We start from the raw sequence: 23,111 nt of genomic DNA, 5'->3' as shown, positions 1-23,111 counted from the left end.
CTATTGACAAAGCGTTGTGTTTGTCAGCTGCGAAGAAGGAAGAGTATGAAGCGTTTCGGCTAATTCGTCAACCTTCTTTTTCTCGCTTCACGCTGCATTTGCATGCGCCGTTCAGCGAGGGGGCGAATTATAGCCCTGCGCCGCGCGGCCCGCAAGCGCTATTTTTTCCGACCTGCGAAACCGTCCTGGCACCGCACTTGCTTATACAGCCCTATGCACTGTCCATTAGGAAGAAACTCTGGGCCTGGCAGCAACACTGGGGGATAGCCCGGTTCGCTTTGCTTTGCTCCCATCTGTGACAGGTGCTACATTATGGAACACTCTCGATATTCAAAAGAGCGCCGCAATACAGGGCCCAACGGAGGCAACGAGATCATGTATCAACCGTCAGCTACTTACCGTAGCGCACCATTTTCGTCCATCGCGGACGCGAACTTCACACCGGCAGGACAGGACAACGTCCCCGTCATCATCGAAACTTCCCATCAGCGTTCCGTCGCTTTTGGCCTGTCGCCCACGGCCACGCCCGACTTTACGCCAGCCGGCAAATCCGACCTGTCCTTGCTGATCGAGCAAAACCGCATGCTGCACACGCACGCGCTGCCCGCGATGGAAACCCTGTACCAGCAAATCGTCAACACGCACAATATGGTGATCTTGACGGATGCCAATGGCGTAATCGTGCATTCGCTGGGCGACGATGATTTTCTGGAAAAAGCCAACCGCGTGGCCTTGCAGCCAGGCGTAGCGTGGTCGGAACAAAGCCGGGGCACGAATGCCATCGGTACGGCCATCACGGAAAAAGTACCGACCCTGGTCCATGCGGACCAGCATTACCTGGCCGCCAATCATTTCCTGACATGCTCCGCGGCACCGATCACCGACCACAGGGGCAATGTCATCGGCGTGCTGGACGTCTCGAGCGACCAGCGCAGTTTTCACAAGCATACGATGGCCCTTGTGCGCATGTCGGCACTGATGATCGAAAATCAGCTGTTTTCCGCCACCTTCGAAGATGCCATCACCGTCCACTTCCACGCGCGTCCCGAATTCATCGGCACCTTAATGGAAGGTATCGCCTCGTTTACACCGGGTGGGCGGTTTTTATCCGCAAACAAGAATGGCTTGTTCCAGTTGGGCCTGTCATTTGCCGCGCTGCAATCGCACACCTTCAGCTCCCTGTTCGGCTTGCCCGTTTCCGCCCTCTACGAGCATTACCGTACGGCCTCACCCGGTTTGCTGAACCTGTGCATGCACAGCGGCGTACGCGTGTACGGGCGTGCGCAGTTGCGCCTGTCCAATAGCGTCTTCCAGCACGGCTTTGCCAGCAGCACCGATCACAGCGACATCAACGCGGTGCCGGCAGCGATCCCCGCCCCGGCCAGCCATGCGGCCAATGCGGCGCGCCGCCTGTCCGGCCTGCGCTACCTGCGCACGGGCGATCCGCAACTGGAACTGGTGATCGAAAAGGTCAACAAGGTATTGGGACGCGATATTCCCATCCTCGTCATGGGCGAAACAGGCACGGGCAAGGAATTGCTGGCGCAAGCCATCCACAACGATTCGCCACGGGCCATGGGACCGTTTATTGCCGTCAATTGCGCCTCGATTCCGGAAACCCTGATCGAATCCGAACTGTTCGGCTATGAAGACGGAGCATTCACGGGTGCGCGCAAGAAAGGGGCCATTGGCAAGATCCTGCAAGCGAATGGCGGCACGCTGTTCCTCGACGAAATCGGCGACATGCCATTCGGCTTGCAGGCACGGCTGTTGCGCGTGCTGCAGGAACGCATGGTCACGCCGCTGGGCAGCAGCAAATCGATCACGGTCAATGTGGAACTCATTTGCGCCACGAATCACAACTTGCGCGAACGCATGGCCAAGGGACTGTTCCGCGAAGACTTGTATTACCGCCTCAATGGCCTGGTGGTCAAACTGCCGCCGCTGCGCGAGCGCACAGACCTCGATACTGTGGTGAAGAAAATCCTCGCGACGGAAGCACCCGATACGCGTTACACGGTGGCGCCCGACATCCTGCGCCTGTTCCACCAGCATAAATGGCCAGGCAACTTCCGCCAGCTCACCAATCTGTTGCGCACGGCCATCGTCATGGCGGGCGACGAACATGAAATCTGCTTGCGCCACATGCCCGATGATTTCCTCGACGATATTGAGATGACGCAAGCGACTGCAGCCAGCGCCAGCACGGACCGCATGATCGCCGCCGGCGCCAATCTGGAGGAAATGGAACAAAGCGTGATCCTCAAATCGCTCGATGCCCACGGCGGCAACGTTTCGGCCACGGCGCGAGCACTGGGCGTATCGCGCAACACGATCTATCGCAAGGTGCCGCACCTGAAATAGCCTAGAGTAAACGGGCAAAGCCGGGCGATATCTGGCGTCGGCCCTGCTTGTCGATGGTCATCAGGTCGACGCCTTCCATCCGTGCGGCCATGGCATGCGCACGCGCCGCGCCCGTCACCATGAAGGTTGTCGACAAGCCATCGGCCAGCAAGCCCGTGGGCGCCAGCACGGTCACGCTGGCCAGTTCGCGCGGCGAATCGCCCTTCGAAGGATCGAAGATGTGGTGATGCACAAAGTCGGGCGTGAACGTGCATTCGTAATCGCCCGACGTGGCCACGCTGCGCCCATCCACTTTCAAGGTGGCCGCCAGGATTTCCGCGTCACGCGGATCCTGGATGCCCAAGGTCCACGGGCGCCGCACGGCACGCCGTCCGCGCGCAATGAACTCGCCCGTGTCGAGCAGCGCGTGCCGCACGCCGCGCGCCTGCACGGCCGCCAGCGCCACGTCGGCCGCATAGCCTTGCGCCAGGCCATTCAAGGTCAGCGCCATGCCGGGCTGGAGAAAACGCACTTCGCGGCGATCCCACGCCAGTTGCCGCCAGCCTACCCGCGCCTGCGCTTCGCGGCACAATGTTTCTACAGGCAAGCTAGCCTGATCAGCCGCCGCGCGAAACAGCTGCCATAGAGGTTGCACGGTGATGTCAAACGCCCCTTCACTCCATTGCGACAAGGCTTGCGCCTGCGCCAGCACCTTCAGCAGATGGGCGTCCGGCCGGGCCAGGCGACCGTCACGATTCAGCTGAAAGACTTGGCTTGCCGGACTGTAAATACTCATCAGGCGGTCGACATTCCTGGCCGCATGCAAGGCGTCCTCGATGGCCAGCTCGGCCTGGCGCTGATCGTGGTGCAAGACGGTGACGGCGATCGTCGTGCCAAACGCCAGGGCGGCGCCTTGATAAGGGCGCACGCCGGAGGCCGTGGCCGTGCCGCGCGCCATGCTGCCAGGCAAGATCACGCCCGCCATGCCGGCCACGCTGCCGATCGCTGCGGAAATAAAGGTTCTACGCTGCATTGCTGCTCTCCTCTGCCGTGGCCCGGACGATGGGAATGGTACGGGCACGCTTGATTTCCAGCATCAAGGGCGCGCATTTCTCATCGCTGGCGTAAATCACCACGCAATCCATGCACTGGAAACATTCGCCGTAATCGACTTTCCCGCTCGGCGCGATGGCGTGATGCTCGCAACGGTGGCGGCAAGTCTGGCACGGCGTGCCGCATTCCTTGCGGCGCGGGATCCAGTTGAACAGGCGAAAGCGCCCCAGCAGAGCCAGCGCCGCACCAAACGGACACAGGTAGCGGCAAAAGAATTTGTAGGAAACACTGCTGAGCAGCAGCAAGCCCACGGCATACGCGACGAAGGGCCAGGCACGCACGAAATTCAGGGTAATCGCCGTCTTGAACGGTTCCAGTTCCACCAGCTTGTCCGTGATCTGGCTGGAAAACACGCTGCTGCCAAGAATGGCCGCCAGCAAGGCATACTTGATCCACTTCAAACGCCCATCGAGGCGCGACTTGATCTTCCACTGCGGCAAGCGCAGCCACTGGCCCAGCTTGCCCGTGAATTCCTGCAAGGCACCAAACGGACACAGCCAGCCACAAAACGTGCCGCGGCCCCAGATTAGCAAACTGAGCAACACGAACGCCCACAGGATCACCGTCATCGGGTCGAACAGGAAGAAGCCCAGGCTGCGCCCCGCCAGCAGCGCCTGGATCACCCCCGTGATGTTGACGATCGACAACTGCCCCTGCGCGTAATAACCGACAAAGCCGATCGTGAACAGCAGGAACAGGCGGCGGAACCAGACAAATTGCCGGGCATCGCGCACCAGGCGTTTCTGCCATGCCAATGCGCCGGCCAGCAACGCCAGCCCGGCCAGCAAGATCAACAGCTCAGCCTGGCGCGCCTTCCACGTGCCGCGCCAGCTGGCATCATCGCCTTGCGGCGCCGTATAGAACTCGGCCGGCAAGCGGTACGTGAAGTCGACGTTGCGCGCGATGCGTTCCGGATACACGATGCCCTTGCTGCGCGTGATGGGGAGAGAAAATGCCAGCGGGCTGGCCGCATCGAGCCCCGCCTGGCTGATGACACGCAATACGGCGATATTTTCCGTCGGCAAGGAAGCCGTATCGGACAGGCGCAATTCCAGGTCCAGGTCGCGCATGTCGATGGGCAAACCGTCCTGCTTCAGCAACAAGCGGTCGGGCACCGTGCCGCGCACGAAATCATCGCCCAGCACGCTGTAGCGCCCGCGCGACATGACGAGGATGGCATGGTCGCCCTCGTCGAGCCGGTTGCGCAGCTTGTTCCAGCTGCGTTCCGCCAGCAGATTGCGCCCCACCGTGGGCACGGACACATACGCCAGGTACAGGTCGATGAACACGCCGTCCGGCTCGCGCTGCGCCTGCGCATCGAGTCCGGCGCCGGGACTGCCGGCAAACAGGGTTTCCACATCCTTGTTACTCAGGCGCACATGCTGGATCAAGCCTTGCGCGAGCATCTGCGCCACGCTGAGTTGCTCGAACACCTCCATGCGGATGCGGGCGATCTGGTCCGGATCGCGGCCTTGCGCGAAACCAAGTTTTTTGCGCGACACTTTCAAGGCCGAGGCCAGCACGCTCTGGTTGATGATGCGCACGGAAGCCGTTGCCTTCGACACGCCATCGATATCGGCGTGGGTCGCATCGGCCGCCCGCTTGGTACGCGCCCCGATGGCGATATTCTGTTTCAGCGACAAGCCCTGGTACTGCTTGACGAACTGAAACAATGGCGCTTCACCTAGGCCATCGAGAAACACGGGTTCGTGCTGCGACAGTACGGAGACGTCAAGGAAACCGCCTTTCGGATCGATGGCGATCAGCAGGTTGACGGGCACGCCGGAAAAGCCGGGAATCGGTGCCAGGTCCACCGATTCAAAAACGTAGCCGACCAGCTCGGTGGCAGTGGCGTTTTGCTTGAACAGGGGCCAGACGGGCAAGTCAGCCTCCTTCTCGCCCACGACGAGCGGCGTGGGAAAGCGCCGCGCCAGCTCGGCCTTGGTGAGCACGCCCGCCCACGCCTGTCCCAGGATAAACAGGAATAGCCAGCATCCGATGAACAACCGCAGTATCCGCATGCATTGCGCTCCGTGCGGCGCCCTGTCGCAAGGCGCCGCTTTGATGAGTTAGAAGAAAATGATGCCGCCCAAGGACACGCCATTCATCTTCGCTTCGCCGCCCGCAAAGCCTTTCGAGCGCGTCTGGCCCAGCTCGCCCACCAGGGTGATCGCGCTGTTGAGCGAGTAGTACGCGCCCAGGGTCAGGTTGGCGTTCGACTTCAAGCCGCCCGTGCCGGCTGTGTTGTCGTCATTCTTGCTGATGCCGTAGGACAAGCCCAGCTTCAGCTTGTCCATCGCCTTGTACGTGCCCTGCAGCAGCCAGTTCTTCGACTTGGTATCGCCCTGGTCCGCATCGGACAAGATGCCCAACCCCTTGCCGCCCTGGAAGTTCACCAATACGCCCGCCGGGCCCATCTGGTAGGAGCCGCCCACTTCCACGCCGCGCATGGTCAGGTCATCGACACCAGGCGTTTTCGACGTGAATTTTTGCGACTTCACGCCCAGCCAGGCTTTCAAGCCTTCCTGCGCATACGTCAGTTGCGCCTGCACTTGCGGACTCGACTTCGAGGAATAGGTCGAGCCGGCCACGATGGGGGTGTCGGACACGGGACTGACCAGCGCCACATCGGCGCCAACACCGCCCGACTTCGGCGAGCTGTACATGATCTGCCCATAGTTGCCCAGATAGGTGTAGCCGGCGCCGATATGGCCCAAGGTCACCCGCCCCCGCTGCGTGGCCTGCACCGGCGCGCCCGAGCCCAGCAAGGTCATGTCGGACAGGATCGCGTTCGCGCCAAAGATGCCGTAGTCACGGCCCAGCTTGAAGGTGCCCATTTCCGCATTGCCGAACGTAAAAAAGGCCTGGCGCACGTCGACCACGCTGTTCTGGCTGATGGCGCTGTCGGTGGCCGTCGAGTTGTAGATGCCGATCAAGGCTTTCACGTCGTACTCGCCCAGGCGCGAGCTTGCCGAGGTGATCAAGCCATTCGGCAGCAAGCCGTTGCCGATGGTCGTACGGTCCTTTTCGCCGCCGCAACCGAGCGCCTGGCCGCCCAGCGCCAGCCCGCCCACCGCATCGCCCGAACACGACACTTGCGTGTAATAGGCGTTGACGATGCCGCCCACCGATACGGTCCAGTCGCCAGCCTTGATATCGACGGCTTGCGCCTGTCCCACCGCTGCGATCGTCATGACACCCAGGCTCCCCAGCTTGATCAATGCGTTCATTTCTTCTCCTCTTTCTTCTCTGTTTTTAGTGTGCACATCAGTGATTGATGTACCTCAAGCTTTGGCAATAAGCGTGCCCAGCACGGCTCAGAGGGAGAAAGAGAAATGACGTGTTTAACGTGTGCAGCAGCGGATCAATCGCCCCGCACGGTGTTCCTTTTTTGACCGCCAGCGCGCTGATCGCGCAACTGTGTAAACAAAAAACTGACGGCCTGGGCCGTCAGTAAAAAGAAAACACCCGGCGGACAGGGAGACACCCATCCGTGTGGCCCGGGCGTTTCACCCCGTTACTTCGATGCCAGCTTGAAGACCCACACGGAACCACCCTGTTCCAGGAAGTTGACCTTCTTCGCCACTTCGCCGCCCCACAGGGGCACCGCGCCGCCCCAGCCGGAAACGACGGCCACATATTGCGTGTCGCCATCCTGCCAGGTGACAGGCGGCGCCACAACGCCGGAGCCCGTCTGGAATTTCCACAGCTCCTTGCCCGTCTTCGCGTCGACGGCTTTCAGGAAGCCTTCCGGCGTGCCGTAGAACACCAGGTTGCCGGCCGTACTCATCACGCCGCCCCACAGTGGCGCGTTGTTCTTGATTTCCCAGACGATCTTGCCCGTCTTCGGATCGATGGCGCGCATGGCGCCGATGTAGTCGTCGAACAGCGGCTTGATGGTGAAGCCGGCACCGAGGAAGGCGCCGCCCTTCTTGTAGCTGATCGGCTCGTTCCAGATATCCATGCCCCATTCATTCGCGGGAACGTAGAACAGCTTGGTTTGCGGCGAATAGGCCATCGGCATCTGGTTTTTGGCGCCGAGGAAAGCGGGCGCGGCAAACACGGTCGAGCCTTTCTTGCCCTCTTCTCCCTTGGTCGGGTCGCCAGGACGGCCGGCGGGAATGAAATTCGGCCGGCCCGTCTTCAGGTCGATGCTGCTGGCCCAGGTGATTTTCTTGACGAACGGAAAGGCGTTCTGCAGCTTGCCCGTGTTGGCGTCGATCACATAGAAGAAGCCGTTGCGGTCGGCCTTGCCACCGTAGCGCTTGCCATCCATGTCGAAGGTGACGAACTCGTTGGCGCCGTCGAAATCCCAGGCATCGTTCGGCGTGTTTTGATATGCCCACTTGATCTGGCCCGTTTTCACGTCCAGTGCCACGGTGGACGACGAGTACAGGTTGTCGCCGGGGCGCAAATGGCTGTTCCACGGCGCCGGATTGCCCGTGCCGAAATACGCGAGCTTGGTCTGCGGATCGTAGGTGCCGCCCATCCACGTCGAAGCGCCGCCCGTTTTCCACAGGTCGCCCGGCCAGGTCTTGTTCACCGTGCCCGAGATGCCGTTGTCGATGGCCTTGCCATCCTTGTCGTAGCGGTGGCCCATATGGCCTTCCACCGTCGGACGGCTCCATACGAGGTCGCCCGTCATGGGGTTGCGCGCCTCGACCCGGCCGACGATGCCGAATTCGCCGCCCGACACGCCCGTCAGCAGCAAGCCTTCGGCGATCAGCGGCGCGGCCGTCATCGAGTAGCCGGCCGCATAGTCGTCGACCTTTTCCTTCCAGACAATCTTGCCCGTGTTCTGGTCCAGCGCAACGAGATAGGCGTCGAGCGTACCGAAGATCACCAGGTTGCCGTACAGGGCGGCGCCGCGGTTGACCACGTCGCAGCATGGCATGATGCCGTCCGGCAAGCGATGCTCATATTTCCACAGTTTGGCGCCCGTTTTCAAGTCGACGGCAAAGATGCGCGAATACGATGCCGTGACGAACATCTTGCCGTTGTGAATCAGCGGCTGCGATTCCTGGCCCCGCTGCTTTTCGCCGCCAAACGAGAACGACCAGGCCGGCACCAGCTTGGCCACGGTCTTGTCATTGATCTGCGTCAACGGCGAATAGCGCTGGCCCTGCGTGCCCATGCCGAACGACAGCACGCTGGACGGATTCTTGGCCGTGCTGTCGAGCATGGCGGTGGTGACATTGCCCATGTCGGCCGCCTGGGCCAGCGATGCCAAACTCAAACCGATGAGTATCCCCATGATTTTTTTCTGCACAATCATCTCCCTCTGTTTTATTAGTATGTGTGTGTAACTCTCAGGTACTTTTTCTGTCGTGCTCATGCGGCTGGGCATGCAACAGCGCACACTCTTCATCGGTGAACAGGCGCGAACGCGTCAAAAAGCGCTTGCCCGTGCCGTTGTCGAGTGAAAACATGCCGCCATTGCCATCGACCACATCAATAATCAACTGGGTATGCTCCCAGTACTCGAATTGCTCGAGTCCCATGTAGAACGGTGTGCCATTCAAATTGCCGAGATAGATGTCGGTATCGCTGACATCGAACTCGCCCTGCGCATAACACATGGGCGCGCTGCCGTCGCAGCAGCCGCCCGACTGGAAAAACATCAGCGGGCCGTGACGCAGGCGCAACTTGTCCATCATTTCCAGCGCCGCTTCGGTGGCGACCACCCGGGCAATTGCTGCACTCATGGCATCCCTTTCTGCGCGCCGCACCCGGACTACAGGCGCGGCGCCTGTTGCCGGTTTAGAAGAAGCCCAGCGCTTTCGGGCTATAGCTCACCAGCAAGTTCTTCGTTTGCTGGTAGTGGTCGAGCATCATCTTGTGGTTTTCGCGGCCGATACCCGATTGCTTGTAGCCGCCGAACGCGGCATGGGCTGGATACAGGTGGTAGCAATTGGTCCACACGCGGCCCGCCTGGATGGCCCGGCCCATGCGGAAGGCGCGCGAACCGTCGCGCGTCCACAGGCCGGCGCCCAGGCCGTACAAGGTGTCGTTGGCAATCGCCAACGCGTCGGCCTCATCCTTGAAGGTGGTGACCGAAACGACCGGCCCGAAGATCTCTTCCTGGAAGATGCGCATCTTGTTGTTGCCCTTGAATACAGTCGGACGCACGTAGTAGCCGCCTTCCAGGTCGCCCGCCTGCGTGTTGCGCTCGCCGCCGGCCAGCACTTCGGCGCCTTCCTGGCGGCCGATGTCGAGGTAGGACAGGATTTTTTCCAGCTGCTCCTGCGACGCCTGCGCGCCGATCATGGTGGACGAGTCGAGCGGGTTGCCCTGCTTGATGGCGGCCACCCGCTTCAGCGCGCGTTCGATGAATTTCTCGTAGATCGATTCCTGGATCAGCACGCGCGATGGGCAGGTGCATACCTCACCTTGATTCAGCGCGAACATGGCAAAGCCTTCCAGGCACTTGTCGAAATATTCGTCGTCCGCATCCATCACGTCTTCAAAGAAGATGTTCGGCGACTTGCCGCCCAGCTCCAAGGTGACGGGAATCAAGTTTTGCGCGGCGTAGCCCATGATCAGGCGGCCCGTGCCCGTTTCGCCCGTGAAAGCGATCTTGGCGATGCGCTTGCTCGACGCCAGCGGTTTGCCCGCTTCCAGGCCGAAGCCGTTGATGATGTTCAAGACGCCCGCTGGCAGCAGGTCGCCGATCAGCTCGATCAACACCATGATGGAGGCGGGCGTCTGCTCGGCTGGTTTCAAGACGACGCAATTACCGGCGGCCAGGGCTGGCGCCAGTTTCCAGACGGCCATCAGGATCGGGAAATTCCACGGAATGATCTGGCCCACGACACCGAGCGGCTCGTGGTAGTGGTAGGCATAGGTTTCCGCATCGATTTGCGCGACGGAACCTTCCTGCGCGCGGATGCAGCCGGCAAAATAACGGAAATGGTCGATGGCCAGCGGAATGTCGGCATTCATCGTTTCGCGGATCGGCTTGCCGTTGTCGATGGTTTCCGCCGTGGCGATCAGGCTCAGGTTCTGCTCGATGCGGTCGGCGATGCGGTTCAGGATATTGGCGCGCTCGGCTGGCGAGGTCTTGCCCCAGGCATCCTTGGTTGCATGGGCGGCGTCCAGCGCCAGCTCGACATCTTCCGTCGTCGAACGGGCGATTTCGCAAAACGGCAAGCCCGTGATCGGCGTGATGTTGGGAAAGTATTCACCTTTTACCGGTGCAACGAATTTGCCGCCGATGTAATTGTCATAGCGTTGTTTAAAGGGATTGGCTACGCCCAGTTTGCTGATGTCTGCGAGATTCATGTCGTCCTCTATCGGGTTAATTAGAATGGAATTACTTAATTAAAATCAAACGTCCTGGTACAGATGGGGTGAGTACACGGAGTCTTCCGCAAATGCCGTGCCAGCTCGCCATCCCACTACAAACTTAGCCGGTTTTACCCCTGTTGCAAGGGCGTGGCGTCAATACTGGCCGGCTTTTCGCCCATGCGCCCGAGCTGGATAGATACAAGGCCCGCTGTTGGCGTTTTGAACAAGGCGGCACCTATTCTGTTTCAATCCGGGCCAGCCCTGCTGCGCCGCCCCTGCGCCGCTGCACAATGGAACAGGTGTACCAGACTGGAACACCTGCCCTGTGCCACTAAGGAATCACCACGCCCCATGGCAATTCACCCACGGCAATATCGGCCACCTTGCGCGCGCTGGCCGTGTCGATGACGGAGACGCTGTTCGAACGCCCGTTGGCCACGTACAGCTTGGCGCCGTCGGGCGTGATGGCCATGTTCCATGGGCGCTTGCCAACGGGAATGGTGGCCGTGACCTGATTGCTGGCCGTGTCGATCACCATCACCGTGCCGTCGATACCGTTCGACACATACACCTGCTTGCCGCCGGGGTGGACGGCGATGCCATTGGCATTCTTGCCCGCGGGAATGGTGGCGACGGCCTTGCGCGCGGCCATGTTGATCACATACACGGCATTGACCAGTTCGCACGCCACATAGGCGCGGCCCGAGTCCGGACTGAAACCAATGCCACGCGGACGCAGCCCCACGGCCACGGACGCCACCTGGCGGCGTTGTGCCACGTCGATGACATCGACTTGCTCGGCCTCTTCCGCGCTGACCAGCAGCCAGCGCCCATCGGGGCTGAACACGGCATGTTCCGGATTACGCCCCTGCACCTTGATATCGGCGAGCAAGACGCCAGTGTGGCCATCGAGCAAGGCCACGCTATTGTTTTCCTCGACAGCCACGGCCACGTAATGGCCATCCCGGGAAGCACTGACGCCTTCGGGCGACTTGCCCAGCGCTACACTGCGCAGGGGCGAGCCGGTCACGTTATCGATCAGCAGCAAGGCGCTGCTGGCTGCGTCCGTGACAAACAATTGCCGCCCTCCGGGGTCGGCGGCAATGCCGCGCGGCCGCTTGCCAGCCGCGATCTGGCGCACGACCTGGTCGGTCGCCGTGTCGATCACGCTCACGGTGCCCGATTTTTCATTGGGGACATAGGCAAACGGAGCGGCCTGCACGGCGGCGCTGGCAAGCGCCGGCAGCAGCCACAAAACCTGGCGCAAATACAAGACGAAGTTGGGCATAATCACCTTTTCAATGGCAAAACACAGGAAAAGCGCACGCTAGCGGCGCATCTGATCATTGCTGCATGCAAACGCCGTGCCACTGACACGCGTATAATTTCCGCCCACCAATGGAGACATGGCAGGCATATTGCTTGATACAACTATGCAGACCTGCGCCGCGCACGCGACCAAAGCAGGCTTTTATTCACATTGGAGAATCCGCATGCAGCATCGTTTCCGCCTGAACACCATCGCCAGCCTGTTTGTTGCCGGCAGCGCCACCCTGGCCCCCCACGTTTTCGCCGCCGAGGCAGCTAGCCTGGCCGCCGGGCAACTCCTGGATACGGTGGTCATCAGCGGCAGCCGCATCGCCCACCCGAGCCAAGAAGTGCCGGCCTCGATCGACGTGGTCGACAGCGCCCGCATCCAGGAAGGGCAAATCCGCGTCAACGCCTCGGAAGCGCTGGCCGCCGTGCCGGGCCTGGTGGTGCAAAACCGCCAGAACTACGCGCAGGACTTGCAAATCTCGTCGCGCGGCTTCGGCGCCCGCTCGGCCTTCGGCGTGCGCGGCGTCAAGCTGATCAGCGATGGCATTCCCGCCAGCATGCCCGATGGGCAAGGCCAGGCGGCCACCTTCAACCTCGATACGGCCGAGCGCATCGAAGTGCTGCGCGGGCCATTTTCTGCCATCTACGGCAACCATTCGGGCGGCGTGATCCAGCTGTTTTCCAAGGATGGGCAAAATCCCCCATCCGTCGAACTGAACGTGACGGGCGGCAGCTTCGGCACCAGCAAGGTGGACCTGTCGGCACAAGGCCAGGCCGGCGGCATCGGCTACGTGCTCGACGGTTCGCGCTTCCGCACGGATGGTTTCCGCGACCACAGCGCCGCCACGCGCGAACAGGCGTTCGGCAAGATCACCGTCAAGCCGACGCTGGACAGCAAGCTGACCATCGTCGGCAACAGCCTGCATCAAGGCAATACGCAAGATCCGCTGGGCGCCACCTGGCCCACGTTTGCCCGCGATCCGCGCGCCGGCGAAATCGATACGACAGTTACGCAAGGCCCGAAACCTACCCTGGCCGAACGCTACAACACGCGCAAGAGCATCGACCACCAACAAATCGGCGCCACCTACGAGCAGTCGTTTGGTGAAGACCGCCTGCACGTGACGGCCTACGGCGGCAACCGCGACGTGATTCAGTACCAGGCTTTTACCAAGGGTTTCCAGGCGCCGCCCAAGCATTCGGGCGGCGTGGTCGACTTCCAGCGCAACTTCTACGGCATCGATACCAACTGGCTGCACGTGAACCAGCTGGCCGGCGGCAAGCTGAGCACCACCATCGGCATCGATTACGGCCGCTCCAGCGATGACCGCACCGGCTATGAAAACTTCATCGGCAACACCTTTGGCGTGAAGGGCAAGCTGCGCCGCGACGAGCAGGATGTCGTCTCCAGCCTCGATCCGTATATCCAGGCGGAATGGCAGAGCGGCCCATGGATGCTCAGCGCCGGTGTGCGCTACAGCAAAATGAAAGTGTCGGTCAACGACCATTTTCTCGGCAATGGCAACGACAGCGGCAGCCTGGAATACAGCCACACGACACCCGTGCTGGGCCTGCTCTACAAGCTGACACCCAACGTCAACGTGTACGCCAGCGCCGCGCGCGGCTTCGAGGCGCCCACCCTGAATGAACTGTTTTACTCGGGCACGGGCGGTGGCTTCAATTTCAACTTGAAACCAGCCACCAGCACCAACCTGGAAGCGGGTGTCAAGGCCAGGATCGCCAACAACACGCATGTGAACGCGGCCGTGTTCCAGATCAAAACCAGCGACGAACTGGTGGTCGACAGTTCCAGCGGCGGGCGCACCAGCTACCGCAATGCGGGCAAGACCTTGCGCCAAGGCATGGAAGTGTCGCTGGACTCGACCCTGCCGTATGGCTTCACGACAAAAGTGGCGCTGACCAGCCTGCACGCCGTGTATGACCAGGCGTTTGGCAGCGTGCGCGAAGGCAGCCGCTTGCCTGGCGTGCCCAGCGCCAACCTGTTCGCGGAACTGGCGTGGAAAGATACACTGGACCGCTTCGGCGCGGCGCTGGAAAGCGTGGCCAGCAACCAGGTCTACGCGGAAGACAGCAACATCGAAAAGCCGGCACCCGGCTACACGGTCTTCAATGCCCGCTTCAACGCCAAACAAAACGTCGGCAACTGGCGCTTCAAGGAATTCGCGCGCCTGAACAATCTTTTCGACAAGACCTACGTGGGCTCCGTCATCGTCGGCGACAGCAACAAGCGCTACTATGAAGCGGCGCCGGGCCGCAATTGGTTGTTAGGCGTGAGCGCCCAATATAATTTCTAAAAAGAAAAAGCCCGCGCCTCTTCCGATGCGCGGGCTTTTAAATTAAAGCAGGGTACTCAGGGCCGCGCTTCCTTCACGCCATATTTCTCAAAGATGGTTTTCAATTCGCCGCTGGCCGCCATCTCGTTCATGGCTGCCTGCAGCAATTTGGCCACGTCGAGCTGTTGCTTGCTGACGGCCAGGCCCACGGCCCAGCCGGCACGCGGCAAGCGGGCGAACGCCACTTCGCTCAAGGGGAAAGCAGGATCGCTTTTCAGCACCGACTCGATTTCCGAACGGTTCGCCAGCACGGCGTCGAGCTGGCCTGCCTGCAATTGCTGCAAGGCTTCGGCGGCCGTATCGAAGATGCGCACGTCGTCGCGGTACTTGCCATTGTCCTCGCCCAGCATCAGCATCGCGGCGATCGAGACCTTTTCCACACCGATACGCTTGCCGGACAGCGAGGCGACGCCATCGAATTGCGGCACGGCTTGCGCGCTGCGGGCCAGGCGCACGGTTTCCACGTAATACGGGGCGAAGATCTCGACCTTGTCGTTATCCGCCATCAACTTCTTGTCGACCGGCACGTGCAGCATCACGTCGGCCGGGCCATAACCGAGGTAATGCCCCTTCCACACCATATTGCGCAAGTCATCGTTGAGGTTTTCGCCGGCGGGAAATGGCAGCAAGCTCAGTTTCAAGCCCAACTTTTTCGCCAGCGCTTCGGCGATGTCAATATCGATGCCCGCGCCCTTGTCGGAAAACGGCGCGAATTCGTTATAGACGGCCACTTTCAGGCTGCCCGACTGCTGCACTTTCTGCCAGTCGGCGCGCGCCGGCGCGGCCGCGCACAGCGTCAGACAGGCGAGCGTGAGCATCGCACGCGCGCCCCGGAGTTGAAATGAACGCATAGGACTCCTTAATTATCAGCTCTACTTACAACACCTAACAAAACCGTAGCGAGCGGAAGGGAGTTGTGGCTGAAAAGCGCAACTGTACGAAGGTACAGTGAGCATCGCAGGCCGCGACCACCGACGCGCAGTAGGTTTTGACAGGTGTTTTTAGTTGGATTCGCGGCGGGTCTCCAGGTAGGTCTTGATGGCCCACATGGCTTCCTGGTTGAACACGCCCTCGAACGGCGGCATGTACACGGCGCCATTGCGTACTTTACCGTGACGGATGGTCGCCAGGAAATAATTATCCGTTTCCTTGTAGCACGCCTGTTTCTTTGTCTCATTCTTGATACCGAAGCAATCGCGGTCCAGCTGGCGCAAGTCCGGCGCGATGCCGCCCGAGATAGCCTCGATGCCGTGGCAGCGGGCGCAATTCTGGTTATAGGCCGAGGTGCCCACCGTCAGGGCAAGCTTGTTGCCACGATATGGATTTTGTTCGAGCCACTTGTCGCCCACCTTGGGCAAGCCCGTAGTGTCGACGCCTTGCGGCGTGACATTGCCGTGCGCATAGGCATGCGGCAAGGTCAGCAGGGAAGTGAGGGCAACGGCGCCGGCGGCCGCCACGCCGAGCAGGGTACGAATGGAATAGGTCATGCTGGTCTCCTTGGTTTTTTAGTGAATACCCAAGAAGAGCAAATGCCATGCCATGCGCATATGCCCCGCATCCGGCCACCCATGTCTCAATTTGGAACAGCTGCAACAGGTAGTTGTATCGTCGCGCCCGTCAGATGGCGGCAACCGTGCAGATGCTGGCTCGCGCCTGCTGCTCGAAAGTGATACGCACGGGCAGAAATTGGGAAATCACCTCCGCATTCGTCAGCGCATGCTGTGAAACCTTGTTGCAGCTGAAAGTACCGCCCCCGGCCAGCGCCATGGGCAGCAGGAGTTGGTCCGCCAGGTGCTCGCCGACTGCCGCGTCCGTCTTCAGGTAGGCGCGCACCTCGTTCAACAGGCGCTTGGCCACGGATTCGGCCAGCAAGTGCTTTTCGCCGAACGACGTAAATACTTCCGTGACGTGCTCATGTTCCAATGTCAGCAACAGGACGTTGCCCGGTCCCTGCTCCGCCGGCAAGCCGACCAGGCGCAGCTGCTTGCCGCTCCAGCCCATGCCATCGGCGACACGCTCGAGCTCGCGCTGCGCCACGTTCACATGCACGCCGGCCACCACGCTTTCCGTATACCCCACCTTCCGCTCGCCGCGCTGCAGCAGTGAAATGGGCCGCAAGCGCTGGCACGGTTGCACGGTGGCCAGCACCTCGCCACCACCTGCGGGATGAAATCCGTAGCGCTGCTGCGTAATCTCTACCTCGGCACCCATTTGTTCCAGGATGCGGCCATACGCGCGCTGCAAAAAATGCACGGGCGGCGCCATGGCATTGTGCGTGCCGCCGCTGATGCGCACGGTGGACGGCCCATCCGCATGCAGCAGGGCCGGCAACAAGGTTTGCAACACCAGGGTGCAGCTGCCGGCGCTGCCGATGGCAAAGCGGTAATCGCCGCCGCGGATGGGGCCAGGCACGAATTCCAGGCTCGACGCGCGCAGCGCCACCGGCGTCGTGCGCGCCCCGCAAATGGCGGCCGCCGCCTGCACCGCCAGCAAATGCTGGCGCAGCAAGCCGGGCTTTTCCCGCCCCGCGCGAATGTTAATCAGCCGGAACGGCTGCCCCGTGATCATCGACAGGCTCAGCGCCGAGCGCAAAATCTGTCCGCCGCCTTCACCTTGCGCTCCATCAATTTCTATCATCTGTACTTCTCTTTATTAACCTTTGACGCAAACGACCTGCTTCAGGGTATGCACGACGTCGACCAGCTCGCGCTGTGCCAGCATTACCGCATCGATATCCTTGTAGGCCATTGGAATTTCATCGATCACGTTTTCATCCTTGCGGCATTCCACGCCTTGCGTGGCGCGGATCTGGTCATCCAGGTTGAAGCGCCGCTTCGCTTCCGTACGGCTCATCGTGCGTCCCGCACCGTGGCTGCAGCTATGGAAACTCTCCGCATTACCCCTGCCGCGCACGATAAAACTCTTCGCGCCCATGGAACCGGGAATGATCCCCAGTTCGCCGGCGCGGGCCGAGACGGCGCCCTTGCGCGTGACCAGTACGTCCTTGCCGAAGTGGTGCTCCTTCTGCACATAGTTATGGTGGCAGTTGACGGCCTCCACGTGCGTCTGGAACGGCTTGTGGATGACCGTGCGCACGGCGGCGATCAGGTTTTGCATCATCACTTCGCGGTTGTTGCGCGCAAAGCGCTGGGCCCAGCCCACCGCCTCCACGTAATCGTCGTAATGCTGCGTGCCTTCGGCCAGATAGGCCAGGTCCTGGTCGGGCAGGTTGATGAAGTGGGTGCGCATATCCTGCTTGGCCAGTTCGATGAAATGCGTGCCGATGGCATTGCCCACGCCGCGCGAACCGGAATGCAGCATGAACCACACCGAACCCTGTTCATCGAGGCAGACTTCAACGAAGTGGTTACCGCTGCCCAGCGTCCCCAGGTGGCGATAATTGTTCGTGTTTTTCAGCTTCGGCGTCTTCAGGCAGATGGCATCGAATTCATCTTTCAGCTGCAGCCACGCGGCATCGACCACGGAAGGCGGCGTATGCCAGGAACCTTCGTCGCGGCCGCGGTGGCCGCGCGTCTTCGGCGACATCCCGTGCGGAATGGCGCGTTCGATGGCGCCGCGCAGCGGCGCCAGGTTATCGGGCAGATCATTCGCCGTCAGCGTGGTTTTCGCCGCCATCATGCCGCAACCGATATCCACGCCCACTGCCGCCGGAATCACGGCACCCAGAGTAGGGATCACGCTGCCGATGGTCGACCCTTTGCCCAGGTGGACGTCGGGCATGACGGCAATGTGCTTGTAGATGAACGGCAGGGTCGCCGTGTTGCGCAATTGTTTTTTTGCCGCTTCTTCGACAGGCACGCCACGCGTCCACATTTTCACGGGACGGCTGCCTTCGGTATGCAGGACTTCGTATTCTTCGTTTTTCATCGCTATGCTCTTTTTCTATTGTATAGGGGGTGATGACAAGGATTGGTGAAACATTGCCGACGCATCGGCTCTGGATGTAGTTCCACCGGCATTCATCAGTACGACAACCCGACAAGGCGGGACAGGATTTTCTGCCAGGCGCACTGCGTCTGGCAGGCCGGTTTGACGCGGCTGATCGATGTAATCCTGTCGGCATTCGGGGTACTGCGGCGCATGACAAGCCTGGACAGGACGTCTCTTATGTAGTCTTGTCCGCATTCATGCGCTTTACTTCAACAAGCTGGTGCCGCGATATCGATGGCGGCGATTTCTCCCACCCAGTGGGCCGGGTCCAGCTGGCCGGCGGCAAAGGCGGCGATGATCTTGAAGACGTCGTCGGAAAATCCGCCGATATTCAGGATATCCTCGTGCTCCATCGCCTGTGTCGTGGCATGCGGCGAAATATCGATGCAGACCAGCTTTGCCTGCGGATTACGCTGCTTGAAAACCGTCCACTGTCCCATCGTCGCCGTGGCGCCGCTGCGCTTTGCGTCGATCCACGATTCGTTATCGGACACATAGATCACCAGGTCGGCCAGTTCCTTCCTGCTGTTCATGCGCAGCAGGGGCGCGCTGCAATTGGTGCCGCCACCGCCGATGGCCGCCAGCCTGGCCGCATTCTCCATCACGCTGTCATCCGCGCCAAGTGCGCACTGCACCACGTTGTGCTCGAACGGCAGGACCATGGCATCCGGATTCTTGCGCAGCATGGCTGCCGCCACCAGAGCCGCCACGTCGATGCAGCGCACGTTCGAGGTGGCGCTGCCGCGAAAACCGCTGACAGGCGAGGCCATGGAGCCGGAAACGTCAGGACACACCACCACCTTGCCGGCGATCCGCGGCACGTTCGCCAGCGATATTTCCAGCGCCTGCTCCAGCGCTGCGTGCACGATGCGCGGCACCTTGTCGCCAGCGGCCATGTACGCCGACATCAGCTGGTAGGGAAACACGCGCGAGCTGGCGATCGCTTCGGGATCGCGCAGCTTGGCGGCGATCAGTTCCGGCATGCCATCGATCGCGTACACGCCATGGCGGGCAAAGGTATTCAGATTCATGCGCACCATCTGCCAGCCGCCCTGGCGGGCGATCTGCGCCCAATCCTGCGCGCTCAAGGGCAGCGCCGTCAGCATCTGGAACGGCACCTCCGGTATCGACTGCGAAGGATCGGCCTTGTATGCCTCGAACGCGGCCAGCGCCGACGGCAAGGCGTCGCGTTTATATTCCTTGCCGATCAGCCAGGCAAAGAATGCCTCCCGCCACGCTGCCTGCGGTTTCGGGTGCACCATCTTCACCACGTCGGCCAGCGACGGCGCATTGCCCACGGCAGCGGCCAGCAAGGCCTGCTCGGATGCGTTGTTCAACCATGCCTGTACCAGCTTTTTCGGACGCGATCCCAGCGACTTGCGGCCCACGGCGCCCGAACGCATGATCTGCACGAAGTTGCGCAGCATCTTGCCGTTGTTAATCACGCGCTGGAAGGCCTGCGTAAATTGCGCAGCGCCCTGCCCCGCCAGCACGGCAACCAGCAAGGCCGGCATGTCTTTCATGTAGCCCCGTTCGCGGCAGTACACGGCCGTTTGTGCGATAAAGGCTGGTTCGACCGCCTTGCACAGTTCCAATACCATCGCCAGCTGCGCTTCGGCGCTGGCATAGAACGTCGTGTTCAGGCAACCGGTGGCCGCATATTGCGCCAGTTGATGGCGTGGCGTCAGCGCATAGGCTGGCGCGCCTTCGGCATTGCGCGCCAGCGCCGCTGGCAAGGTCGCGGTCTGTTGTGCGCTCTGGAATAACTGGGCGTTGGCCATTTTTCGTTCCTCTCTGCTCTCTACGTTTATCTCGTTGGTATCTCCTCTATTGCAAACGCTGTGCCAGCTTTAAAAATTTTGCCAAAAATAATTATAAGCCTTTGATTTCATTTAATAATATTCTCATACATGCTTTGCATTGGAACTAGCCCATCGATTACGATTTCGAATACAATTATCTTTTCAGATAAATCTTTATCCAATATATGCAAGCAAAACGCACCGTCGTCATCGGCTTTCTCGGCACGCAGCTCGACAATGGCCGAGGAGCGGCACGTTGGGAAAAGTGGCGTCCAAGCATCGCCCTGACCCAGCACGAAGACAAGATCATCGATCGCTTCGAGCTGCTGTACACGGGCAGCCAGTTCGACAACCTGGTACGCCAGGTATCACAGGATATCGCCAGCGTCTCGCCCGAAACCAGGCTGGTCGCCCATGAACTGCCCATCAGCGATGCCTGGGATTTTGAAAACGTGTACGGCGCGCTCTACGATTTTGCCAGCAGCTACGCCTTCGATCCGGATAAGGAGGAGTACTGGATCCACATCACCACCGGCAGCCACGTGGCGCAAATCTGCATGTTCCTGATGACGGAAGCGCGCTATTTCCCGGGCCGTCTCGTGCAAACGTCGCCACCGAAACGGCAGGCCGCCGGCAATCCGGGCAGCTACGCGCTGATCGACCTCGATCTGTCGCGCTACGACCAGATCGCCCAGCGTTTTACGCGCGAGCAGGCCGAAGGCGTGGCCTTCCTGAAGTCCGGCATCGCCACGCGCAATGCAAAGTTCAACAACATGATCGAGGAAATCGAGCGCGTCGCCATCAAGTCGCGCGCACCGATGCTGCTGATGGGGCCTACCGGCGCCGGCAAGTCCTTTCTTGCGCGCCGCGTGTATGAACTGAAAAAATCGCGCCATCAGATTGACGGCAAATTCATCGACCTCAATTGCGCCACCCTGCATGGCGATGGCGCGGCCTCCACCTTGTTCGGCCATATCAAGGGGTCATTCACGGGCGCCGGTGCGGACCGGCCAGGCTTGCTGCGCAGCGCGCACAAGGGCTTGCTGTTTCTCGATGAAATCGGCGAACTGGGACTCGATGAACAGGCGATGCTGCTGAAAGCCATCGAAGAAAAACGCTTCTTTCCTGTTGGTGCGGATACGGAGGTGCAAAGCGACTTCCAGCTGATCGCCGGCACCAACCGCGACCTGGGCAAGGAGGTAGCGGCCGGCCGCTTCCGCGAAGACCTGCATGCACGCATTAACCTGTGGACGTACGAATTGCCGGGTCTGGCGCAGCGCCCCGAGGATATTGAGCCGAACCTGGAGTATCTGCTGGCGCAGTACGGTGTGGAGACGGGCGAAAGAGTGCGCTTCAACAAGGAGGCGCGCGAACGCTTCATGCGCTTCGCCACCCTGCCCACCTCCGCATGGAAGGGGAATTTCCGCGACCTGTCCGCCGCCGTCACGCGCCTGGCCACCCTGTCGGAAGCGGGGCGCATCACGGACCAGGTCGTGGATGAGGAAACAGCACGCCTGCGCCGCCTGTGGCAGCCGCATGGCGAACGGCCTGATGGCGACGAAGTGGCACTGGCGCAGATCATGGGAGAAGCGGCGGCCACCCGGCTGGATCTGTTCGATGCGCTGCAGCTGCAGGCGGTCATCAAGGTGTGCCGGCAGTCGAGCAGCCTGTCCGACGCGGGCCGCACGCTGTATGCCGTCTCGCGCGCGGCAAAAGCCAGACCGAACGATGCGGACCGTCTCAAGAAATACCTGGCCCGCTATGCCCTTGATTGGGATACAGTGTCTGTAAGCAACTAATACATAATGACAATGATTCCTGAAGAAATACGAGTAGAAATCATGCGCCGCCTGGCGGCCGTGGAAGAAAAGGAAGGCGTACGGATACTGTTGGCCATTGAGTCCGGTAGCCGCGCCTGGGGCTTTGCCTCGCCCAATAGCGACTTCGACGTGCGTTTCATCTATGCGCGCCCTGAAGACTGGTACTTGAGCGTCGACCTGGAAGACAAGCGCGACGTGATCGAATATCCCATCGTCGACGATATCGACCTCAATGGCTGGGATGTGCGCAAGGCGCTCCAGCTATTCTGGCGTTCCAATCCCGCCGTGATTGAATGGATACAGTCGCCGATACAATATATCGAAAATGGCCATTTCAAGACTGGCATCCAGGCCTTGCTCAATTCCACCTATACGCTGGAGAAGGGGATCTACCATTACCGCAGCATGGCCAAGACCAATTACCGCGGCTATCTGATGGCGGAGGTGGTACCTTTGAAGAAGTATTTTTATGTATTGCGCCCCTTGCTGGCCACGCGCTGGATAGAAACCTATCGCAGCGCGCCGCCAATCGAGTTTGCGGCCCTGCTGCACCTGTTACCGGAGGAAGAGGGCTTACTGGAGGAAATTCACAAGCTGCTCGAGCGTAAAAAGCTCGCGCTGGAAAAGGAATTAGCCCCACGCATCGACAAGCTCAATGCATTTATCGAATCGGAATTGGCCAGACTGGAAAATTTCAGCGTCGAGCAAGAAGAAAAATCCGCCGGTATACAGGATTTGAATCATCTGTTCCGGCGGATACTGCGAGAAATCTGATCTGAAAATAAGAAAGGCAGCGCGCAGCGCTGCCTTTTTTTGTCTGCTCAATCGCCGGGGTCAGCCCCTCCATGCCGCAAACGCAGGGGCTTGCGCTGTCGCTCATGGGGGTCGGCGCAGGTCGGCGCAGGTCGGCTTAGCGCTGCGCGCGTCAGCCGACGAACACCAGCGACGCCAAACAAGCACCACAAATCCGCCAGACGAAAAAAAACCCGACCATTGCTGATCGGGTTTTTCTCTACTGCGAATAACAAGCCTGACGATAACCTACTTTCACACTGGTTGCAGCACTATCATCGGCGCAAAGTTGTTTCACGGTCCTGTTCGGGATGGGAAGGGGTGGAAGGGGT

At 60.6% G+C, this 23,111-nt stretch carries 17 protein-coding genes; 5 read left to right on the top strand and 12 right to left on the bottom strand.

From position 1 onward, the window contains the following. Both CBW66_RS29305 and CBW66_RS27585 read left to right on the top strand, forming a co-directional pair. Window positions 1–299, top strand: a 299-nt coding sequence (locus CBW66_RS29305; protein WP_216356466.1) for a hypothetical protein, incomplete at its 5' end; no start/stop codon positions are given. 76 nt (window positions 300–375) lie between these two features. After that, entirely contained in the window at window positions 376–2,364 is a 1,989-nt protein-coding gene (locus CBW66_RS27585; protein ID WP_230492388.1) for a sigma-54-dependent Fis family transcriptional regulator, read from the top strand. A gap of 1 nt (window position 2,365) precedes the next feature. Here CBW66_RS27585 and CBW66_RS27580 read toward each other — a convergent pair whose 3' ends face one another. From CBW66_RS27580 to CBW66_RS27550, 7 genes are all read right to left on the bottom strand, one after another. After that, entirely contained in the window at window positions 2,366–3,376 is a 1,011-nt protein-coding gene (locus tag CBW66_RS27580; protein WP_086140888.1) for an FAD:protein FMN transferase, read from the bottom strand. Next, entirely contained in the window at window positions 3,366–5,477 is a 2,112-nt protein-coding gene (locus tag CBW66_RS27575; RefSeq protein WP_086140887.1) for a 4Fe-4S binding protein, read from the bottom strand. The genes CBW66_RS27580 and CBW66_RS27575 overlap by 11 nt, the downstream gene beginning before the upstream one ends. Window positions 5,478–5,525: 48 nt before the next feature. After that, window positions 5,526–6,686: a porin gene (locus CBW66_RS27570; RefSeq protein ID WP_086140886.1), complete on the bottom strand. Its 1,161-nt coding sequence runs from the start codon at window positions 6,684–6,686 to the stop codon at window positions 5,526–5,528. A gap of 287 nt (window positions 6,687–6,973) precedes the next feature. Further along, window positions 6,974–8,710 carry a PQQ-dependent methanol/ethanol family dehydrogenase gene (locus tag CBW66_RS27565; protein WP_086140889.1) on the bottom strand — a complete coding sequence of 579 codons (1,737 nt, stop codon included), beginning with the start codon at window positions 8,708–8,710 and terminating at the stop codon, window positions 6,974–6,976. A 55-nt stretch (window positions 8,711–8,765) separates the two neighbouring features. Next, on the bottom strand, window positions 8,766–9,161 hold the full coding sequence (locus tag CBW66_RS27560) for a DUF779 domain-containing protein (protein WP_086140885.1): 396 nt from the start codon (window positions 9,159–9,161) through the stop codon (window positions 8,766–8,768). A gap of 55 nt (window positions 9,162–9,216) precedes the next feature. Next, window positions 9,217–10,737: an aldehyde dehydrogenase gene (gene adh, locus CBW66_RS27555; protein WP_086140884.1), complete on the bottom strand. Its 1,521-nt coding sequence runs from the start codon at window positions 10,735–10,737 to the stop codon at window positions 9,217–9,219. A gap of 337 nt (window positions 10,738–11,074) precedes the next feature. Continuing rightward, window positions 11,075–12,031 (bottom strand): beta-propeller fold lactonase family protein, encoded by a 957-nt coding sequence (locus tag CBW66_RS27550; RefSeq protein WP_086140883.1) that lies wholly within the window; start codon window positions 12,029–12,031, stop codon window positions 11,075–11,077. Between the two features lie 205 nt (window positions 12,032–12,236). On the opposite strand from CBW66_RS27550, the gene CBW66_RS27545 reads away from it, so the two are divergent. Next, complete coding sequence (locus CBW66_RS27545; protein WP_086140882.1) at window positions 12,237–14,375, top strand: TonB-dependent receptor; 2,139 nt, start codon at window positions 12,237–12,239, stop codon at window positions 14,373–14,375. Between the two features lie 56 nt (window positions 14,376–14,431). On the opposite strand, the gene CBW66_RS27540 is transcribed toward CBW66_RS27545, so the two are convergent. The 5 genes from CBW66_RS27540 to CBW66_RS27520 all read right to left on the bottom strand — a co-directional run bounded on the left by CBW66_RS27540 (window position 14,432) and on the right by CBW66_RS27520 (window position 20,146). Beyond that, window positions 14,432–15,265 carry an ABC transporter substrate-binding protein gene (locus CBW66_RS27540; protein WP_230492387.1) on the bottom strand — a complete coding sequence of 278 codons (834 nt, stop codon included), beginning with the start codon at window positions 15,263–15,265 and terminating at the stop codon, window positions 14,432–14,434. A 150-nt stretch (window positions 15,266–15,415) separates the two neighbouring features. After that, entirely contained in the window at window positions 15,416–15,901 is a 486-nt protein-coding gene (pedF, locus tag CBW66_RS27535) for a cytochrome c-550 PedF (protein WP_070221748.1), read from the bottom strand. A 130-nt stretch (window positions 15,902–16,031) separates the two neighbouring features. Continuing rightward, window positions 16,032–17,051 (bottom strand): RNA 3'-terminal phosphate cyclase, encoded by a 1,020-nt coding sequence (gene rtcA / locus CBW66_RS27530; RefSeq protein WP_086140879.1) that lies wholly within the window; start codon window positions 17,049–17,051, stop codon window positions 16,032–16,034. Window positions 17,052–17,066: 15 nt separating this feature from the next. Continuing rightward, window positions 17,067–18,302 carry an RtcB family protein gene (locus CBW66_RS27525; RefSeq protein ID WP_086140878.1) on the bottom strand — a complete coding sequence of 412 codons (1,236 nt, stop codon included), beginning with the start codon at window positions 18,300–18,302 and terminating at the stop codon, window positions 17,067–17,069. 272 nt (window positions 18,303–18,574) lie between these two features. After that, on the bottom strand, window positions 18,575–20,146 hold the full coding sequence (locus tag CBW66_RS27520; protein ID WP_086140877.1) for a TROVE domain-containing protein: 1,572 nt from the start codon (window positions 20,144–20,146) through the stop codon (window positions 18,575–18,577). A 206-nt stretch (window positions 20,147–20,352) separates the two neighbouring features. Here CBW66_RS27520 and rtcR point away from each other — a divergent pair, with 206 nt between their 5' ends. Both rtcR and CBW66_RS27510 read left to right on the top strand, forming a co-directional pair. Further along, the gene (gene rtcR / locus CBW66_RS27515) at window positions 20,353–21,966 is read left to right on the top strand and encodes an RNA repair transcriptional activator RtcR (RefSeq protein ID WP_086140876.1); all 1,614 of its coding nucleotides are present in this window, start codon (window positions 20,353–20,355) and stop codon (window positions 21,964–21,966) included. A gap of 42 nt (window positions 21,967–22,008) precedes the next feature. Next, on the top strand, window positions 22,009–22,761 hold the full coding sequence (locus CBW66_RS27510; protein WP_205701227.1) for a nucleotidyltransferase domain-containing protein: 753 nt from the start codon (window positions 22,009–22,011) through the stop codon (window positions 22,759–22,761). The last annotated feature ends 350 nt before the right edge of the window (window positions 22,762–23,111 follow it).

The organism is Janthinobacterium sp. GW456P (assembly GCF_002127655.1).
In the GTDB taxonomy this organism is placed as follows: Bacteria; Pseudomonadota; Gammaproteobacteria; order Burkholderiales; family Burkholderiaceae_D; genus Janthinobacterium.
Note: the sequence above shows the minus strand (reverse complement) of the source record. Positions and strands in the feature narration are given on the sequence as shown.

What these genes read in the sequence shown, in the direction of transcription:
- CBW66_RS27585 (WP_230492388.1), top strand. Translation starts at nt 376, where the DNA reads ATGTATCAACCGTCAGCTACTTACCGTAGCGCACCATTTTCGTCCATC.
- CBW66_RS27580 (WP_086140888.1), bottom strand. Translation starts at nt 3,376, where the DNA reads ATGCAGCGTAGAACCTTTATTTCCGCAGCGATCGGCAGCGTGGCCGGC.
- CBW66_RS27575 (WP_086140887.1), bottom strand. Translation starts at nt 5,477, where the DNA reads ATGCGGATACTGCGGTTGTTCATCGGATGCTGGCTATTCCTGTTTATC.
- CBW66_RS27570 (WP_086140886.1), bottom strand. Translation starts at nt 6,686, where the DNA reads ATGAACGCATTGATCAAGCTGGGGAGCCTGGGTGTCATGACGATCGCA.
- CBW66_RS27565 (WP_086140889.1), bottom strand. Translation starts at nt 8,710, where the DNA reads ATGGGGATACTCATCGGTTTGAGTTTGGCATCGCTGGCCCAGGCGGCC.
- CBW66_RS27560 (WP_086140885.1), bottom strand. Translation starts at nt 9,161, where the DNA reads ATGAGTGCAGCAATTGCCCGGGTGGTCGCCACCGAAGCGGCGCTGGAA.
- adh (WP_086140884.1), bottom strand. Translation starts at nt 10,737, where the DNA reads ATGAATCTCGCAGACATCAGCAAACTGGGCGTAGCCAATCCCTTTAAA.
- CBW66_RS27550 (WP_086140883.1), bottom strand. Translation starts at nt 12,031, where the DNA reads ATGCCCAACTTCGTCTTGTATTTGCGCCAGGTTTTGTGGCTGCTGCCG.
- CBW66_RS27545 (WP_086140882.1), top strand. Translation starts at nt 12,237, where the DNA reads ATGCAGCATCGTTTCCGCCTGAACACCATCGCCAGCCTGTTTGTTGCC.
- CBW66_RS27540 (WP_230492387.1), bottom strand. Translation starts at nt 15,265, where the DNA reads ATGCGTTCATTTCAACTCCGGGGCGCGCGTGCGATGCTCACGCTCGCC.
- pedF (WP_070221748.1), bottom strand. Translation starts at nt 15,901, where the DNA reads ATGACCTATTCCATTCGTACCCTGCTCGGCGTGGCGGCCGCCGGCGCC.
- rtcA (WP_086140879.1), bottom strand. Translation starts at nt 17,051, where the DNA reads ATGATAGAAATTGATGGAGCGCAAGGTGAAGGCGGCGGACAGATTTTG.
- CBW66_RS27525 (WP_086140878.1), bottom strand. Translation starts at nt 18,302, where the DNA reads ATGAAAAACGAAGAATACGAAGTCCTGCATACCGAAGGCAGCCGTCCC.
- CBW66_RS27520 (WP_086140877.1), bottom strand. Translation starts at nt 20,146, where the DNA reads ATGGCCAACGCCCAGTTATTCCAGAGCGCACAACAGACCGCGACCTTG.
- rtcR (WP_086140876.1), top strand. Translation starts at nt 20,353, where the DNA reads ATGCAAGCAAAACGCACCGTCGTCATCGGCTTTCTCGGCACGCAGCTC.
- CBW66_RS27510 (WP_205701227.1), top strand. Translation starts at nt 22,009, where the DNA reads ATGCGCCGCCTGGCGGCCGTGGAAGAAAAGGAAGGCGTACGGATACTG.